This is a genomic window from Planomonospora antibiotica, assembly GCF_014647955.1.
GTDB lineage: Bacteria > Actinomycetota > Actinomycetes > Streptosporangiales > Streptosporangiaceae > Planomonospora > Planomonospora parontospora.
Map to the genome: position 1 here is coordinate 181,256 of NZ_BMQE01000003.1, position 16,388 is coordinate 197,643.

Below are 16,388 nucleotides of genomic sequence, written 5' to 3' on the forward strand. Positions count from 1 at the left end.
CGCACACCGCCGCGGGCCCACCGGTGGTCGGTGCGGTGAGCGCGGACGGTGCGGCGGGCGCGGACGGTGCGGCGGGCGCGGACGGTGCGGTGAGCGCGGACGGCGCGGTGAGCGCGGACGGCGCGGCGGGCGCGGTACGGCGCGCCGCCGGGATCGCGGTGCGGCGCGGCCCCGCCGTCCTCGCCGCGGCGGTCGTGCTCTGCGTGTGCGTGCCCGACCGGCGCGACGACCTGGCCTCCGCCTTCCACGTGACGCCGGCCGACCTCGCGTCGGTCGTGCTGGTCGCGGCGGCCGCGGCGAGCCTCCTGACCGGAGGACGGCGGCTGCCGGTGCGCGTCCTGGTGCTCGTCCCGCCGGTGGCCGCCGCCTGCGCGGCCACCGCCGCGTCGCACGACGTCCTGGCGAGCCTTCCCGGCCTGGTCCGGTACCTGCAGGTGTTCGTGCTGGTCCCGCTGGCCGTCGCGGTGGCCCTGCGGGACCGGGCGGCCCTCCGGCTGACCGGCGGGGCGGTCGTCTGCGCCGCCCTGGTCCAGGGAGCGGTCGGCTGCCTGCAGGCCCTCACCGGCACCGGCGCCTCGTACGCGGGCGAGAACGTCCGGGCGGTCGGCACCTTCGGCGCCCAGGACGTGATGGGCATGGCGACGGTCGTCAGCCACGGGCTGGTCGTCCTGCTCGGCCTCGGCCTGGCCCTGCGCGGGCGGCCCCGGGCGACGGCCCTCCTGGGCGCCGCGCTGCTGCTGCCCCCGCTGGCCCTGTCACTGAGCCGGGGCGCGTGGCTGGCGACGGCGTGCGCCGCGGCGGTCATGGCGGCGCTGTCCGGCCGCCGGACCGCGGCGGGCGCCGGGCTGCTCGCCGCGGCCGCCGCCCTGCTCGTCGCCGGGTCGGCGGTGGGACCGGGGGGCCCGGCGGGTTCGGCCGGAGCGGAGACGGTCGGGCGGCGGCTGACCTCGATCGGCTCGTCGGTCACGCAGCCGGACCGGTCGGTGAGCGACCGCTACGACCTGTGGCGGACCGCCGCGGGGATCTGGCGGGACCATCCCCTCACGGGGGCGGGACCGCGAGGGTTCCCGGCCTTCCGCGACGCCCACGCGCCCCTCGGCCTGTCGTCGGGCAGCGACACCGCCGACCCGGTGAGCGGTTTCCGGCGGCAGCCGCTGCTGTCCCCGCACAACATGTACCTCCTCGTGCTGAGCGAGCAGGGACTGGCCGGGATCGCGGCCTTCTGCCTGCTGCTGGGATCCCTGGCGGTCTGGTCGGTCCGGCGCGTCCGCCGGACCCGTGGCGTCCATGACGTCCACTGCGTCCACGGCGCTCACGACGTCCACTGCGTCCACGCTGCCTGCGCCGCCTGCGCTGTCCGCAGTGCGGCCCGCCCGCCGTACCCGCGCTCCGGGCCGTTCCCCCCGGACCGCGCCCTGGGGCTGGTCGCGGCGGGCTTCCTGACCTGGCAGCTCGTCGACTTCGCCTACTCCGACATCGGCGGCGCGCCGACGCTGGTCATGTCCGTGATGCTGGGCCTCGCCCTGCGTTGGGCCGCCGCGGGAGCGCCCGCGGCGGCCTTCCCGGCGGGCCCTGGACGGTGCCGATGACCCGGACGGCCCAGCCGAACCGGCCGCCCCGGACGGCCGGGACGGTGGAGAGCACCCGCACCGCGGAGAACGCCCGCACCACGGAGAGCACCCGCACCACGGAGAGCACCCGCACCGCGGAGCCCGCGGGGGAGGCCCGGCCCGCCGGGCCTCCGGCGCGCCGCGCACCCGGCCGGAGGCCAGGCGGCTCCCCGCTCCTGCGCGCCGCCTCCGTCACGGCGGTGCTCGTCGCGCTCGGCTCCCTCCTCGGGTTCACCCGCGACCTCCTCCTCGCCCGCCTCTTCGGCGCGACCCACCGCACGGACGCCTTCCTGCTGGCCTGGACCGTGCCGGAGACGGCGGCGCCGCTGCTCATCGAGGGCGCGATGGCGTTCCTGCTGGTCCCGCTCTTCAGCCGGGCCGTGGAGCGGAGCGAGGACATCCGGCGGGTGGTCTCCGCCACGCTGCCGCACGTCCTCACCGCCCTCGTCGCGGTGACCGCCGCCACCTTCCTCGGGGCGCCGCTGCTCGTCGAGGCGCTGGCCCCCGGCTTCGCCGACCCGCACCTGGCCGTACGGTGCACGCGGATCACCTCGGTCGCGGTGCTGCTGTTCGGGCTGGCGGGGTACCTGAGCGCGGCCCTGCGCGCGCACCGGGTGTTCGGCCCGCCGGCAGCGATCTACGTCGCCTACAACGCGGGCATCATCGCGTGCATCGCCGCCTTCCACGACCGGCTGGGGGTGACCGGCGCGGCGCTCGGGGTGGCGCTCGGCGGCCTGCTCATGGTGGCCGTGCAGACGCCCGCCTTCCTGCGGCACGTCGGGCCGCCCCGCGGGCCGTCGGCCGCGGCGCTGGTCTCCCTGGGCGCGTTCGCGCCGATCGCCGCCTTCACCCTCCTGCGCCAGGGCCAGGTCTACGTGGAGCGGTTCCTCGCCTCCTCGCTCCCGGCCGGCTCCATCTCGCACCTGAACTACGCGCAGAAGATCGCCCAGGTGCCGATGGTGCTCTCGCTCATCGTCGTCACGGTCTCGTTCCCCGCGCTCGTGCGCTCCATCACCGCCGGGGACCTGCCCGCGGCCCGCCGCCGGATCACCGGCGACCTCGGACTGTCCGGCACGATCGTGCTGGCCGCCTCCGCCTTCCTCGTCGCGTTCTCCCCGGAGATCGTCGCGCTCCTGCTGGAGCAGGGCGAGTTCACCGCGGCGGACACGGAGGCGACCGCGCAGATCATGCGCGTCTACTCGCTGGGGCTGCTCGGCCAGACGGTCGTCGGGGCCGTCTCCCGGGTGTTCTTCTGCTCCGGGCGCCCGCCCTGGTATCCCGCGGCCGCCATGGCCGCGGGCCTGGCCGCCACGGCCGCCCTGGCCGTCCTGGCCGTCGCCGCCGCGCCCGCCCGGGGGACCGCGGGGATCGCCGCGGCCAACGCGGCGGGCATCACGCTCACCGCGGCGGCGCTCCTGCTGGGCCTGCGCAACGCGGAGCCGGCCCTGCCGGTGCGGGCCGTCGCGGCGGCCCTCGGCCGGCCCGTCCTCGCCGCCGCGGCGGCGGGCGCCGCCGGGCTGCTCCTGCGCCCCCTCCTCGGCGGCCTGCCGGCCCCCGCCGCCCTGGCCCTCGGCGCGACCGCGGTCGCGCTCGTGTTCACCGTCGTAGCAGTACTCACCGGATCCAAGGAGATCACGCGAATGATCGGCTCCATGCCAGGAACGAGGCGGACGTGACCGGCAGAGCGGCCATGCCGTACGTCCTGATGTACCACTCGGTGGACAGGTACGGCAGCGACCCGCTGCTCGTCACCGTCTCCCCGCGGCGGTTCGCCGGCCAGATGGACTGGCTCCGGCGGCGCGGCCTGCGCGGGGTCTCGGTGCGGGAGCTGCTGGTCGCCGAGGCGTCCGGCCAGGCCGGCCGGATGGTCGGGCTGACCTTCGACGACGGGTACGCCGACTTCGCGGCCGAGGCGGTCCCCGTCCTGCTGCGGCACGGCTTCACCGCGACCGTGTTCGCGGTCGCCGGACTGCTCGGCGGGCACAACGTGTGGGACCGGGACTGCCCGCGCAAGGCGCTGATGACCGCGGCGGACCTGCGCCGGGTGGCCGGCGCGGGCATGGAGGTCGCCTCGCACTCCGTCCACCACGTGTCCCTGACCGGCGCCTCCGACGCCGAACTGGAGATGGAGCTCAAGGAGAGCCGGGCGGTCCTGGAGGACGTGCTCGACCGCGAGATCTCCGGGTTCGCCTACCCGTACGGCCACGCGGGCGCCCGGGAGGTGGACGCGGTCCGCTCGGCCGGCTACTCCTACGCCTGCGCCGTCCGGCCCTCCGAGTTCAGCGGGCGGCACGCGCTCGCGCGGACCTACGTCGGCGACCGCGACGGGCCGCTGCGGCTGCGCGCCAAGCACCTCCGCCACGGCCTGCGCTGGGGGTGGAACCGATGAGGGGAGGGCAGCGGACGAGAGTCCTGCACGTCATCACCGGCCTGGCCACCGGAGGGGCCGAGCAGCAGCTGCGGACCCTGCTGCCGCACCTGGACGCCGAGTGCGAGGTCGTCACGCTGACCAACCCCGGGGCCGTCGCCGAGGCCATCGCCGCCACCGGCGTGCCCGTGCACTGCCTGGGCATGCGGGGCAACCGCGACCTGCGCGCCGTACGGCGGCTGGCCCGGCTGATGCGCGCCGGGCGCTACGACGTGGTGCACACCCACCTGTACCGGGCCTGCGTGTACGGACGGCTGGCGGCGCGCCTGGCGGACGTGCCCGCGATCGTCTCGACCGAGCACTCCCTGGGCGAGGACCGGGTCGAGGGGCGCCGCGTGACCCGGGGGGTGCGCGCGCTGTACCGGATCACCGAGGCGCTCGGCGACGTGACCGTCGCCGTCTCCGGGACCGTGGCCGACCGGCTCGCCCGGTGGGGGGTGCCGCGCTCCCGGATCGAGGTGATCCCCAACGGGATCGACAGCCAGGCCTTCCACTACGACCCCTACCTCAGGCACGAGGCACGGGCCCGCCTGGGCATCCCGCCGGACGCGCACGTCGTGGGCGGCGTGGGGCGGCTGGAGCCCGGCAAGCGCTTCGACGTCCTGCTGGAGGCCCTGGCGGGCCTGGACGGGAGCGTCCTGCTGCTGGTCGGCGAGGGGTCCGCCCGCGGGGCGCTCACCGAGCGCGCCCGCGCGCTGGGGATCGGGGAGCGGGTGGTGTTCACCGGCGAGTCGACGGAGGTGCCCGCGCTGCTGTCGGCCATGGACGTGCTCGCCGCCCCGTCGGTGGAGGAGACGTTCGGGCTGGCCGCCGTCGAGGGCCTGGCGGCGGGGCTGCCCGTCCTCTACTCCGTCTGCCCCGCGCTGGAGGAGCTGCCGCCGGACGCCGCCCCCGGGGCGCGGCGCGTGCCCCCCGACCCCCGCCGCCTCCGCGCCAGGCTGCGCACGCTGGCCGCCGCAGGACCGGTACGGCTGCCGCCGCCGCGTGCCGTCTCCCACTACGACATCCGGCGGCACGCCGCACGGACCGAGGCGCTGTACGAGCGCCTCCTCGAGGACGTCTCCCACTACGACGCCCGGCGGCACGCCGCGCGGGCCGAGGCGCTGTACGAGCGCGTCCTGGAGGACGTCCCCTCCGCCGTGCCGGCCGGGGTGCTTCCCGCCACGATGTACGACGCCGAAAAGGAGTACCGATGAGAGATCCGGCGCCGGCCCGGACCGGCCTGCTGCGACGCTGGTGGCCGCTGGGGGCGGCCGTGCTCGTGGGAACGCTGGCCGGGCTGGCCTTCTCCCTGCTGAAGGAGCCCGTCTACACCGCCGACGCGTACGTGGTCGCGGTCCCCGCCGACCGGAGCGACACCGCCCAGGCGGTGAACTTCGCGCAGACCTACGCCCGCGTCGCCACCCAGCCGGAGATCCTCACCCTCGCCCTGGACGGCGCCGTCTCCCCGCCGTCCTCCGTTCCGGACCCCGGCCTCCTTCCGCCGGGGACCTCCCCGGATCCCGGCGGCCCACCGGAGTCCTCCGCTCCGGGCGGTGCCGCCTCCCCGGAGTCCTCCGTCGAGCGGCTGCGGCGCGCGGTGCAGGCGTCGGCCTCGCCGGACGCCCCCCTGGTCGGGCTGAGCGCCTCCGCGCCCGGTCCTCGGCAGGCCGCGGACCGGGCCAACGCCGTGGCGACCGCCCTGATCACGTATGCGAACTACCAGGCGGTCAACACCCGTGTCCGCCTCGTCCGCTTCACCAAGGCCCTCCCGCCGGCCTCCCCCTCGTCTCCGCCGCCCGCGGTCGGCGCCGCGCTCGGCGCGACCGGCGGCGTCCTGGTCGGCGCCCTCGTCTGCCTCACGGTCCCGGTCCGGTCCTCGGCCGCCTGCGGCCGGACCCGTACGGCCCCGGCCCGGCCCGTCACCCGGAAGGTGACGGTGCGGGTGCGACCGGCCGAACGCCGGGCGGCCCTGGGGGAGGTCCGGGCATGACCGCCTCCCGACGGGGCTGGCCCGCGGCGCTGGCCCCCTCCGTGCTCCACGTCAGCCGGCCCGTGGACGGCGGCGTGGCGGGCTACGTCGCCGCCCTCGCCGCCGACCAGGCGCGGCGGGGCTGGAACGTGGCCGTCGCCTGCCCGGGCTCCGGGCGCCTGCCGGACGAGCTGGCCGCACTCGGCGTCCAGTGGCTGCGCTGGGAGGCGTCCAGGTCGCCGGGGATCGGCGTCCCCGGCGAGGCGCGGCGGCTCCGCCGGCTGATCGACGGGTTCGCCCCGCACGCCGTCCACCTGCACTCCGCCAAGGCCGGGCTGGCGGGCCGGGCCGTGCTCCGCGGCCGGATCCCCACGCTGTTCCAGCCGCACGGCTGGTCGTGGCTGGCCGCCCGGGGCGCCGCGGCGCGGGCGGCCCTGGCGTGGGAGCGGACCGCCGCCCGCTGGGCGGGCCTGCTGGTGTGCGTGGGCGAGGGCGAGGCCGCGCTCGCCCGGGAGCGGGGGCTGCGGGGGAACCTCACCGTGGTCCGCAACGGGGTCGACCTCGACCGGTTCCGTCCGGCCGGTCCCGACGGCAGGGCGGCGGCCCGGCGGCTGCTCGGCCTGCCCGAGCACGTGCCGCTGGCGGTCTGCGTCGGCCGGGTCACCCGGCAGAAGGGCCAGGACCTGCTGGTCGGCGTGTGGGAGCGGGTCATCCGGGTCTGCCCGGACGCCCGGCTGGCGGTCGTCGGGGACGGCGACCTCCGGTCCGCCCTGGGTGCGGCGGCCGGGCCCGGCGTGATGTTCGCCGGCGCCGTCGCCGACGTCCGCCCCTGGTACGCGGCGGCCGACGTGGTCGTCCTCCCCTCCCGCTGGGAGGGTCTGCCGCTGACCGCGCTGGAGGCGCTCGCGAGCGGCCGCCCGCTGGTCGCCGCCGACGTCCCCGGCCTGTCCGAGGTGGTCACCCCCCGGGTCGGCGCCCTCGTCCCGCCGGAGGACGCCGGGGCCCTGGCCGAGGCGGTCGCCCTCCGGCTCCGCCATCCGGTGCTCGCCCACCAGGAGGGGGAGGCCGCGGTCTCCCGGGCCGCGGACTTCGGCGTCCGGCCGGTGCTGGACCGGCTGGCGGCGCTGACCTGGCGCGTCATCCGGGACGTGCGGGTGGACTCGGCCGGAACCGCCGCCGGGGCGCCGATCGGGAGCGTCCCGGCCTCCCGGTGGGACGAGGGCGACGGGGGCTGCGGGGACGACGGGGGCTGCGGGGACGACGGCGGTGGGCGCCGGCGCGGCGCGGGAGCCGCCGGGGACGAGCGCGGCGGGGACGACGGCGGCGGACGTCAGGGCGGCGCGGGAGCCGCCGGGGACCCGGTCCCGCCGCCCGGCCGGCCGGGCGAGCCCATCGACTCGCGGAACACCTGAGCCGAGCGGGGGTTGTCCCGGCACTGCCAGACCCCGTGCGGGCAGTAGTCGGAGATCGAGTGGTAGGCCACGTCGTGGGTGCGGATCCACTCCAGCATCCCCCGCACGTACTCGGGGCGGTCGCCCCGGCGGAACAGCCCCCACTCCGGGAACGAGATCGGTTTGCCGCGCGCCGCCGCGAACCGCGCGTGGTGGCGCATGCCGTACGGCTGGTCGAGGTAGTCGTCGAAGGTCCCGCCGGGGGCCTGGTCGTAGCTGTCCATGCCGATGATGTCGACCACGTCGTCGCCGGGGTAGCACTCCGTCCACGGGATGGCGTCCCGGCCCCGGCTCGGCGCGAAGTCGAACCGGAAGCCCTGGCCCTTCACCGCCCGCATCACCGCGACGATCCGCCGCCAGTAGGCCTTCCAGGCCGCGGGGTCGGGCGCGCAGCGGCTGGAGTAGGTCGTCCCGTTCATCTCCCAGCCCAGCACGACGATCGTGTCGGCGGCCCGTGCCGCCACCAGCCGGGCCGCCAGCCGCCGGAAGACGGGGTCGAAGGCCCCCTTCGCGCCCGCGCGCAGCAGCCCGGCGACCTCGGTGTCGGGCAGCCGCCCCTCGTTGGGCGCGACCATGGGGACGTTGACCGCCAGCACGCGCCCCGGCGCGGCGGCGCGCCAGCGGGTCCAGGGGTCCAGGATGAAGTCCGGCCCCCGCAGGGCGGTCCAGTTCTCCCCCGGCAGGTACGTCCGGCCGACGGTCGCCCGGGGGCCGCCGAGCCAGGCCTCGAACCGGGGCAGCCGCTCGGTGCCGCGCGCGTCGGAGGCGAGGAACACCCCGAACGGGACCGCCGCCGCGGGCCGTACGGCCCGCCCGCCGCCGGCACCGCCGGCACCGTCGGTCGAGGGCGTCTCCCACGGCGGTCCCGAGACCGCGAGCACGGCGAGCATCCCCCAGCCGAGCGCCTTCGCCCGTCTCCCGCGCCCCGTCCTCATCGCCCGGCCGCCCCCGACATCCCGCCGCCCCGACATCCCGCCGCCCCGACATCCCGCCGCCCCGACATCCCGCCGCCCCGACACCGCCTCCCGGTGGCCGCCGCCCGCCGGGCTCGGCCCCCGCCGCCCGGCGGGGATCCGCACGGCCGCCGAATGAATGCGCACAACGTCCGGATTTTTCCGTGAAAGCCATGTTCGAAGCCGGTTACCGGAGGGGTTCCGATATTAGTTGCACATATCCAGGAAACGCCTCCCGCGGTTCACCGTTATCCGCGGAAAGCTTATATAGTGAGCGGCGGACGACGACGGGTCCAGATTAATCAATTCATGTGGCGGGCGTATTCATGAGCACGATCGAGCCGGTGGAGAGCGGCCTGCCGCACGTCGACCGGCCCTGCGCGGTCCGATTGGACCCGGCCGTCCCGGCCCTGGTGCTCCGGCTGGACGACAACGTCCTCCACCACGGCACACTGGCGGCCGTCCGCTCCCTGGGCCGCGCCGGGGTGGAGGTGCACGCCGTCCTCGAAGGGCGGCACGCCCCGGCCTCCCGCTCGCGCCACCTCGTCCGGACGCACGTCTGGCCGGACGGTCCGAGGACCCCGCAGGCGCTGACCTCCGCGCTGGAGGCGATCGCCTCGGTCATCGGGCGCCGCGCGGTCCTCATCCCGATGGACGACGCGGGAGCCGTCTTCGCCGCCGAGCACGCCGCCGCCCTGACCCCCCTCTTCCTGCTGCCCGGGCAGGTCCCCGGCCTGCCCCGCCGCCTGGCGGACAAGGCCTCCCTGTCCGCGCTCTGCGCCGGGCTGGGCGTCTCCCACCCGGAGACGCACGTGATCGCGACCGCAGGCGACGCGGCGGCCGCCGTCCGCAGGCTGGGCCTGCCGCTGATGGCCAAGTGGGCCAGACCCTGGCTGCTGCCCCCCGGCTCCGGACTGCGCAGCACGACGCAGGTCCGCACCGCGCAGGAGGCCGCACGGCTGGCGGCGCGGACCGGCGGACCCGGCGGCGACCTGCTCTTCCAGCGGTTCGTGCCCGGCACCGCGGGCTCCGACTGGTTCTTCCACGGCTACTTCGGCGACGATTCCTCCTGCCTGTTCGGCGGCGCCGGCCGCAAGGAGCGGGCCTACCCGCCCCGCGCCGGCCTGACCACGCTCGGCCGGTGGCTGCCCAACCCCCGCGTCGAGGCCGCGGCGCGCTCGCTCGCCTCCGGGCTGGGCTACCGGGGCGTCCTGGACCTGGACTTCCGGTACGACGCCGCCGCGGACGCCTACCACCTGCTGGACTTCAACCCCCGGCTGGGCGCGCAGTTCCGGCTGTTCACCGACGAGCGGGGCCTCGACCTCGTCCGCGTGCTCCACCTCGACCTCACCGGCGCACCGCCGCCCCCGGGCCGTCCCGTGCACGGCCGTACGTACCTGGTCGAGAACTACGACGCGTTCCCCGCCCTCCACGACCGGCGCGCGCACCGGCTGACCTGTGCCGGCTGGCTCCGGTCGCTGCGCGAGGCCGACGAGTTCGCCTGGTTCGCCGGCGACGACCCCCTCCCTTTCCTGACCATGGCGAGACAGACAATGAAACGAGGCTTTAACCGCCTCGCCCGCCGCCGCCGGAGCCTTCCCGCGGCACCGCGTTAGAATTTTCGAAGCATTCGGATAACGAGGGATCAGCCGCGGGTCGATTCCTTTACGGGGGATTTTAAATGAGCAAGGAGAAAGCATGCGCACGCCGGTAATCGACGTCGCCGTCGTCGGTGCGGGCCCCTACGGGCTCTCCGTCGGCGCCCATGCCGTCGCGGCCGGGCTGGACGTGCGCGTCTACGGCCGCCCCATGGAGTCCTGGGAGCGGCACATGCCCCGGGGGATGCTGCTCAAGTCGGAGCCGGCCGCGTCGAACCTCGCCGACCCGCACCGGAGCTACGGCCTGGACGCCTACTGCCGCCCCCGGGGCCTGTCGTGCGCCTACGGCGAGCCCGTGCCCGTGGAGACGTTCGTCGACTACGGCAAGTGGTTCCGGGCCCGGACCGTCGGGGAGGCCCTCGACCCCTCCTCCGTGACCGAGATCCGCCCCCAGGGGAGGCTCTTCGCCGTCGAGCTGTCGACCGGGGAGACGGTGATGACCCGGACCGTGGTCCTGGCGCTGGGCTTCCTGCCCTTCGCCCACCGCCCCGCCGTGCTCTCCGGCCTGCCTTCGGAGATCTGCACGCACAGCTCCGAGCACCACGACCTGTCGGTGTTCGCGGGCCGCGACGTCACGGTGGTCGGCGCCGGGCAGTCCGCCCTGGAGACGGCGACCCTGCTACTGGAGGCCGGAGCCCGGCCCCGGGTGGTGGCCCGGGTGAACACCCTGCTCTGGAACAACGTGCCGGAGACCCGCGCCTCGGCGCTGCGGCGGCTGCTGTCCCCGGTCTCCGGCCTGGGCACCGGCTGGCGCTCGTGGATCTGGTCCGAGCTGCCCGGCAGCGTGCGCCACCTGCCCGTCGCCACCCGCCACCGCATCGTCCGCACGACCCTGGGCCCGGCCGGGGCGTGGTGGCTGCGCAAGCGGTTCGACGGGCACGTCCCCGTGGTGCTGGGGCAGACGCTCGCGGGCGCGGTCCACGGCGACGACGTGAGCCTGACGCTCCGCGACGAGAACGGGAGCATCAGGACCGTCCGCACCGAGCACGTGATCGCCGCCACCGGTTACCTGGTGGACGTGGAGCGGATGGACGTCCTCGACGGCAACCTCCGCTACGCCATCCGGCGCACCGGGACCTCTCCCCTGCTGACGAAGGACTTCGAGACCTCGGTCAGCGGCCTGTTCGCCGTGGGGCTGGCCGCGGCCGGCACGTTCGGCCCGGTCATGAGGTTCGTGCACGGCACGCAGTTCGCGGCCCGCCGGGTCACCCGCGGCCTGGTCGCCGCCGTGCGGGCGCGCTCGATGCTCTCCGGGGTCTCCGCGCGGCCGGCCCGGCCCCGCGAGTACATCGGCTGAGGCCCCGCCCCGGTCCCGTACGGCTCCGCATGACCCCGTACGGCTCCGCATGACCCCGTACGGCGCCGGCACCGCCGTACGGCCTCGGCATGGCCCCGTGCGGCGCCGGTACCGCCGTACGGCCTCGGTACGGCCCCCGTGCGGCTCCGTCCGCTCACCGGGGAGTGACGTTATCGTGACGAACCGGGCGGGTCCGGCGGGCGTCTCACCAGCGGACGACACGGGACCCTCGGGGGGAAGACCATGGAGCACGCTCCGGACCGGCGGGCATTCCTCCGGATCGGCGGCCTGGCCGCCCTCGCCACCGGTGCCGGGCCGCCCGCCCGTTCCGGCCCCGGCCCGTCGGACTGGAAGGCGCTGGGCCGCGGGCTGGACGGCAGGCTCGTCCGGCCCGGCGACGGCGCCTACGACGCCGCCCGCCGCCTGTTCAACCCCGCCTACGACGGGGTGCGGCCGGCGGGCGTCGCCTACTGCGCGAACCCGTCCGACGTGGCCGAGTGCGTGAACTTCGCCCGCCGGATGCGGGTATGGAGTCGGTGCGGATCGTCACGGCCGACGGCCGGGTGCTGGACTGCGACGCGGACCACGACCCCGACCTGCTGTGGGCCTCGCGCGGCGGGGGCGGCGGCAACCTCGGGGTGGCGGTCTCCTTCGGCTTCCGGACCCACCCCGCCCGCGAGGTCACGGTCTTCACCCTGCGCGGGCCGTGTCCCGGGACACCGTCCCGTCCCTTCCGGGCCCGGGCGCGGGTACGGTGTGCCCGACCGGACCCGGAGGAGCAGTGATCACAGCGGCGCGCATCGCGTGGGCGGCCTGCGCCCTGACGCTGGCCCTGATCGCGTGCGCCGCGGTCCTGGCCCGGCTCAACGGCCACGAGCCGATCACCCAGAGCCATCTGCTGCTCAACGTGGCGTGCGCGCTGGCGGGCGGACTGATCGGGGCGCACCGGCCGGGGCACCCGGTGGGCCGGTTGCTCTCGCTCAGCGCGCTCTGCTTCGCGCTCCTGGAATCCTGCGGCGAGTACGCCGTCTACGGCGTGCTCACCCGGCCGGCCGCTTCACCCGGTGCGGGTCCTTCGCCCCTCGCCGAGGCCATGGCCTGGCCGCAGACCTGGCTGTGGATCCCGGCCAACTTCTCCCTCGCCCTGGTCCCCCTCTTCTTCCCCGGCGGTGCGCCGTCCTCGTCCCGATGGCGGCCGTTCGTGCGGACGGTGGGCGCCGTGACGGTGGCGGGCGCGGTGGTGAACGCCCTACGCCCCGGAACGAACGAGCAGGTCGGCCCCGGTCCCGGGGTGCCGAACCCGCTCGGGGTCGCGGCGATGGCCGGGCCCGCCCAGGTCATGGAGACGGCGCTGGTGGCCCTGCTGGCGATGGTCTTCGCCGCCGGGGGGATCGACCTGCTGGTGCGGGCGCTGCGCAGCACCGGCCGGGAGCGCGCCCAGGTCAAGTGGCTGGCCTACGCGGTCGCGCTCAGTCTGCTGGCCGCTCACGCGCGGCTGGCCGCGGGACTGACCGACGACGACCCCGGGCACCTCTACCCGCCGGTCCACTCGGCCTGGGAGCTGGTCGGCGCGCTGGCCACGGTGCTCATCCCCGTCGCGATCTGCATCGCGATCCTGCGCCACCGGCTGTTCGACATCGACCTGGTGATCAACAGGACTCTGGTCTACGCGCTGCTGTCGGGCTGCGTGACCGGCGGCTACGTCCTGGTGGTCGGATATCTCGGCGCGGTCCTTCCCTCGGCGGACCTGCCGGCCTCCGTGCTGGCCGCCGGCCTGGTGGCCCTCGCCTTCGCTCCGCTCCGGCAGCGCCTGCAGAGCTGGGTCAACCTGCTGATGTACGGCGAGCGGGACGACCCCTACGCGGCGCTCACCCGCCTGGGCCGCCGCCTGGAGGCCAGCGGGGAGCCGGACGCGGTGCTGCCCGGGGTCGCACGCTCGGTGGCCGAGGCCCTGCGCCTGCCGTACGCGGCGGTGGAGACGGCCGACGGCGAGCGCCACGCCTGGACATCCGCGGGGGAGGGTGTACCGGGCGGCGCGGTACGGCTGCCGCTGACCTACGACGGCGCACGGGTCGGTGATCTCGTCCTGTCCCCGCGGCCGGGTGAGAGCGGTTTCGGCCCGCGTGACCTGCGGGTCCTGTCCGATCTGGCCCGGCAGGTGGCGATGGCCGCGCACGCCGTTCGGCTCTCCGCCGATCTGCGGCGCTCCCGGGAGCGGCTGGTGATGGCCCGGGAGGAGGAACGCCGCCGCCTCCGGCGCGACCTGCACGACGGGCTCGGCCCCACACTGGCCGCGCTCACCATGAGGGCGGAGGCCGCGCACGACCTGGTCGCCGACGAGCGGGCCCGGGACCTGCTGGCCGGCCTCGTCCGCGACGCCGAGGCGGCGACGGCCGACGTGCGCACGCTCGTGGACGGGCTGCGCCCGCCCGCGCTCGACTCGCTGGGCCTGCTCGGCGCGCTGCACGCCCATGCCGCCCGGCAGCCGCCCGGTCTGCGGGTCACCGTCGACGCCCCGGACGCGATCCCGCCGCTGCCCGCCGCCACCGAGGTCGCGGCCTACCGCGTCGCGGCCGAGGCGCTGGCCAACGTCGGCCGGCACGCGGGCGCGACCGGCGCGGAACTGCGGATCGCGGTGGCCGGGGACGCCCTCGTGCTGGAGGTCCTCGACGACGGCGGCGGCGTGCGGCCCGCCGTACCGGGATCGGGTACGGCGGCGGGCGCCGCGCCTGAGGCGTGGCGGGAAGCCGGGCGAGAAGGCGCCGGGCATGCGGACGGCGGGCCGGAGAGCGGGGGGCGGGAGGGCGTCGGGCTCGCCTCGATGCGGGAACGGGCCGAGGAGCTGGGAGGATCGTGCACGGTCGAGGAGCGGCCGGAGGGCGGGACCCGGGTCAGGGTCGTGCTCCCCGCCCGGGAGGAAGGGAGGCGGCGGTGATCCGGATCCTGCTGGTCGACGATCACGCCGGATTCCGGGGCGGGCTGCGGGCCCTGCTCTCGGCCGCCGAGGGGATCGAGGTCGCCGACGAGGCCGCGAGCGGTGAGCAGGCGCTGGCCCTGGTCGGGCGGGCGCAGCCGGACGTGGTCCTCATGGACCTGACGATGCCCGGCATGGGCGGGGTCGCCGCGACCGAGCGGCTGACCCGCGACCACCCGCACGTCCGGGTGGTCGTGCTCAGCATGTCGGACGACGACGACTCGGTGTTCGCCGCCATGCGGGCCGGGGCCCGCGGCTACGTCCTCAAGGGCGCCCGCAAGGCGGAGCTGGTCCGGTCGGTGCAGGCGGCGGCCGAGGGCGAGGCGATCTTCAGCCCCGCCATCGCCGCCCGGATGACGGCCTACTTCGCCGAGCGTGAGCGGAGCGAACCGGCGCTGCCCGGGCTGACCCCCCGGGAGCGGGAGATCCTCGCCCTGGTGGCCGAGCACCTCACCAACCCGCAGATCGCGGCCCGGCTCGGGCTGAGCCAGAAGACCGTGCGCAATCACGTCTCGGCGGTCTTCGCCAAGCTCCAGGTGGCCGACCGGGCCCAGGCGATCATGCGGGCACGGGAGGCCGGGCTGTGAGCTCCGGCCGGTCCCACTCCGCCTGGGGCGCGCGCAGCACGCGGAGCCCGATCCAGCCGTAGGCCGCCAGGTGGAACAGCGCGCCGACGGACTGCACGGCGGGCGGTCGGTCCATGGTCGCGAACGGCACGACCGTGCCGACGAGCGCCGCGACCGGCACCCACCAGGGCGCGTACCTCGTCGCGGCCAGCCCGATGAGGAGCGTGAGCAGCCCGACGTGGGCGAGGAACGCGGGCAGCAGCATGCCGTACAGGAATCCGGGCAGTTCGCCCGCGCGCGCGGTCACCTGCTCGGCCTGCGCGGCGGGCAGGGTCTGGGCGAGCGCCAGGTCGTAGAAGTCGGTGGTGAACAGGGTCAGCGCGTGCCCGGCGCCGACCAGCCCGAGCGCCGCGCCGATGCCGCCGGTCCGGGGGGCGCGGTGCTTGAGCAGGTGGGCCAGGCCCAGGACGACGGGGATGAAGGCGAGCGCCGCCCAGAGGTAGAGCAGGGCGCTTACCTGCACCGCCCCCGGGTTCTCCCGGAAGATCCCGGGATCGTGCTCGGCGCCCGGGGGCGAGGTCAGGAAGGCCAGGAAGAGCAGCACCGGCCAGCCGAGCAGGGCGGTCCCGGCGACCACCCGGCGGAACGAGTCAGGATTTTTCAGCATGTGCCGGAGTCAATCCGCCCGCGGTCCCGGCCCGCCTGAACCGTTGTCCGGCCCGCCCGGGAGGAATGTCCCGGACGGGCCGGCGTGTCCCGCAGGCCCCCGCCCCCGGGTTGCCGGCGTCACCGGAGGGGACGGCCCAGCAGGAGCGGCCCAGCGGCGACTCAGTAGGGGCGGCTCAGTAGGCGACGGTGATGCGGCGGCCGACGGCCTGGCCGGTCTCCAGTTCGTCCACCAGGGCCACGGCGTAGTCCTCGGCGCTGATGAGGCTCCGGCCGTCGGCGTCGGCGAGCACCTGGTCGCCGCCCCGGCGGTAGGAGCCGGTGCGCTCGCCCGGCTCGATCACGATCGCGGGTGAGACGTAGGTCCAGTCCAGGTCCCCGGCCTGGGCGCGGACCAGCTCCAGCAGCTCGGCCTGGGCCAGCGCCTCGCCCTTGTAGACGGCGGGGAAGTCCGGGGTGTCGACGAGCCGGACGCCCGGAGCCGCCGCCAGGCTGCCCGCGCCCCCGACGACCGTGCCGGTCGTGCTGAGCCTGCGCGGCGGCCCGCGGCGGTTCACCGAGCTGCGCGACGCGATCGGCGGCGTCACGCCCAAGGTCCTCACCCAGACCCTGCGGGCGATGGCCCGCGACGGCCTGCTGACCCGGCACGTCTTCGCCGAGGTCCCGCCGCGCGTGGAGTACGAGCTCACCCCGCTCGGGCAGTCGCTGCACGCCCCCATCCAGGCCGTCGCCGACTGGGCCGAGAGCCACGTGAACGAGGTCATGGCCGCCCGCCAGTCCGCCACCGGCTGACCCGGGCACCGTCCACCGCCTCACACCGGATCACCGGTGGAC

Annotated in this window: 15 protein-coding genes; 12 read left to right on the forward strand and 3 right to left on the reverse strand. The window is 76.4% G+C overall.

Annotated features, from left to right (window positions below; translation table 11 throughout):
- Positions 1-35: 35 nt before the first annotated feature.
- From IEZ06_RS04075 to IEZ06_RS04100, 6 genes are read left to right on the forward strand one after another with little or no spacing between them, the layout of a single operon-like run.
- On the forward strand, positions 36-1,589 hold the full coding sequence (locus IEZ06_RS04075; RefSeq protein WP_189235280.1) for an O-antigen ligase family protein: 1,554 nt from the start codon (positions 36-38) through the stop codon (positions 1,587-1,589).
- The gene (locus tag IEZ06_RS04080) at positions 1,586-3,286 is read left to right on the forward strand and encodes a lipid II flippase MurJ (RefSeq protein ID WP_189235281.1); all 1,701 of its coding nucleotides are present in this window, start codon (positions 1,586-1,588) and stop codon (positions 3,284-3,286) included. The genes IEZ06_RS04075 and IEZ06_RS04080 overlap by 4 nt, the downstream gene beginning before the upstream one ends.
- Complete coding sequence (locus IEZ06_RS04085; protein ID WP_229797762.1) at positions 3,283-3,999, forward strand: polysaccharide deacetylase family protein; 717 nt, start codon at positions 3,283-3,285, stop codon at positions 3,997-3,999. The genes IEZ06_RS04080 and IEZ06_RS04085 overlap by 4 nt, the downstream gene beginning before the upstream one ends.
- Positions 3,996-5,234, forward strand: a complete 1,239-nt coding sequence (locus tag IEZ06_RS04090) for a glycosyltransferase (protein WP_189235282.1) — start codon at positions 3,996-3,998, stop codon at positions 5,232-5,234. Before IEZ06_RS04085 ends, IEZ06_RS04090 begins: the two co-directional genes overlap by 4 nt.
- Positions 5,231-6,010 (forward strand): Wzz/FepE/Etk N-terminal domain-containing protein, encoded by a 780-nt coding sequence (locus tag IEZ06_RS04095; RefSeq protein WP_189235283.1) that lies wholly within the window; start codon positions 5,231-5,233, stop codon positions 6,008-6,010. The genes IEZ06_RS04090 and IEZ06_RS04095 overlap by 4 nt, the downstream gene beginning before the upstream one ends.
- Entirely contained in the window at positions 6,007-7,401 is a 1,395-nt protein-coding gene (locus IEZ06_RS04100) for a glycosyltransferase (RefSeq protein WP_203871798.1), read from the forward strand. The genes IEZ06_RS04095 and IEZ06_RS04100 overlap by 4 nt, the downstream gene beginning before the upstream one ends.
- Here the strand turns inward: IEZ06_RS04100 and IEZ06_RS04105 are convergent.
- Complete coding sequence (locus IEZ06_RS04105; RefSeq protein ID WP_189235284.1) at positions 7,320-8,375, reverse strand: glycoside hydrolase family 26 protein; 1,056 nt, start codon at positions 8,373-8,375, stop codon at positions 7,320-7,322. The genes IEZ06_RS04100 and IEZ06_RS04105 overlap by 82 nt on opposite strands.
- 344 nt (positions 8,376-8,719) lie before the next feature.
- Here IEZ06_RS04105 and IEZ06_RS04110 point away from each other — a divergent pair, with 344 nt between their 5' ends.
- The 5 genes from IEZ06_RS04110 to IEZ06_RS04130 all read left to right on the forward strand — a co-directional run bounded on the left by IEZ06_RS04110 (position 8,720) and on the right by IEZ06_RS04130 (position 14,909).
- Positions 8,720-10,009, forward strand: a complete 1,290-nt coding sequence (locus tag IEZ06_RS04110) for a carboxylate--amine ligase (protein WP_189235285.1) — start codon at positions 8,720-8,722, stop codon at positions 10,007-10,009.
- Positions 10,010-10,091: 82 nt separating this feature from the next.
- A complete protein-coding gene (locus tag IEZ06_RS04115; RefSeq protein WP_189235286.1) occupies positions 10,092-11,348 on the forward strand; it encodes an NAD(P)-binding domain-containing protein in 1,257 nt (418 codons plus the stop codon).
- 527 nt (positions 11,349-11,875) lie between these two features.
- Positions 11,876-12,133: an FAD-binding oxidoreductase gene (locus IEZ06_RS04120; protein ID WP_189235287.1), complete on the forward strand. Its 258-nt coding sequence runs from the start codon at positions 11,876-11,878 to the stop codon at positions 12,131-12,133.
- Positions 12,130-14,283 carry a sensor histidine kinase gene (locus IEZ06_RS04125; protein ID WP_189235288.1) on the forward strand — a complete coding sequence of 718 codons (2,154 nt, stop codon included), beginning with the start codon at positions 12,130-12,132 and terminating at the stop codon, positions 14,281-14,283. The genes IEZ06_RS04120 and IEZ06_RS04125 overlap by 4 nt, the downstream gene beginning before the upstream one ends.
- Positions 14,280-14,909, forward strand: a complete 630-nt coding sequence (locus IEZ06_RS04130; protein ID WP_189235289.1) for a response regulator — start codon at positions 14,280-14,282, stop codon at positions 14,907-14,909. Before IEZ06_RS04125 ends, IEZ06_RS04130 begins: the two co-directional genes overlap by 4 nt.
- Here IEZ06_RS04130 and IEZ06_RS04135 read toward each other — a convergent pair.
- Complete coding sequence (locus IEZ06_RS04135; RefSeq protein ID WP_189235290.1) at positions 14,881-15,555, reverse strand: hypothetical protein; 675 nt, start codon at positions 15,553-15,555, stop codon at positions 14,881-14,883. The two genes, IEZ06_RS04130 and IEZ06_RS04135, sit on opposite strands and share 29 nt — an antisense overlap.
- A 175-nt stretch (positions 15,556-15,730) precedes the next feature.
- The gene (locus IEZ06_RS04140; RefSeq protein ID WP_268245573.1) at positions 15,731-16,111 is read right to left on the reverse strand and encodes an NAD(P)-dependent oxidoreductase; all 381 of its coding nucleotides are present in this window, start codon (positions 16,109-16,111) and stop codon (positions 15,731-15,733) included.
- On the opposite strand from IEZ06_RS04140, the gene IEZ06_RS04145 reads away from it, so the two are divergent.
- On the forward strand, positions 16,077-16,346 hold the full coding sequence (locus tag IEZ06_RS04145; protein WP_229797763.1) for a winged helix-turn-helix transcriptional regulator: 270 nt from the start codon (positions 16,077-16,079) through the stop codon (positions 16,344-16,346). The two genes, IEZ06_RS04140 and IEZ06_RS04145, sit on opposite strands and share 35 nt — an antisense overlap.
- The last annotated feature ends 42 nt before the right edge of the window (positions 16,347-16,388 follow it).

Excerpts from the sequence above, each read along its gene's own strand:
- IEZ06_RS04090 (WP_189235282.1), top strand. The coding sequence starts at position 3,996 with ATGAGGGGAGGGCAGCGGACGAGAGTCCTGCACGTCATCACCGGCCTG.
- IEZ06_RS04110 (WP_189235285.1), top strand. The coding sequence starts at position 8,720 with ATGAGCACGATCGAGCCGGTGGAGAGCGGCCTGCCGCACGTCGACCGG.
- IEZ06_RS04080 (WP_189235281.1), top strand. The coding sequence starts at position 1,586 with ATGACCCGGACGGCCCAGCCGAACCGGCCGCCCCGGACGGCCGGGACG.
- IEZ06_RS04120 (WP_189235287.1), top strand. The coding sequence starts at position 11,876 with ATGGAGTCGGTGCGGATCGTCACGGCCGACGGCCGGGTGCTGGACTGC.
- IEZ06_RS04135 (WP_189235290.1), bottom strand. The coding sequence starts at position 15,555 with ATGCTGAAAAATCCTGACTCGTTCCGCCGGGTGGTCGCCGGGACCGCC.
- IEZ06_RS04115 (WP_189235286.1), top strand. The coding sequence starts at position 10,092 with ATGCGCACGCCGGTAATCGACGTCGCCGTCGTCGGTGCGGGCCCCTAC.
- IEZ06_RS04095 (WP_189235283.1), top strand. The coding sequence starts at position 5,231 with ATGAGAGATCCGGCGCCGGCCCGGACCGGCCTGCTGCGACGCTGGTGG.
- IEZ06_RS04100 (WP_203871798.1), top strand. The coding sequence starts at position 6,007 with ATGACCGCCTCCCGACGGGGCTGGCCCGCGGCGCTGGCCCCCTCCGTG.
- IEZ06_RS04105 (WP_189235284.1), bottom strand. The coding sequence starts at position 8,375 with ATGAGGACGGGGCGCGGGAGACGGGCGAAGGCGCTCGGCTGGGGGATG.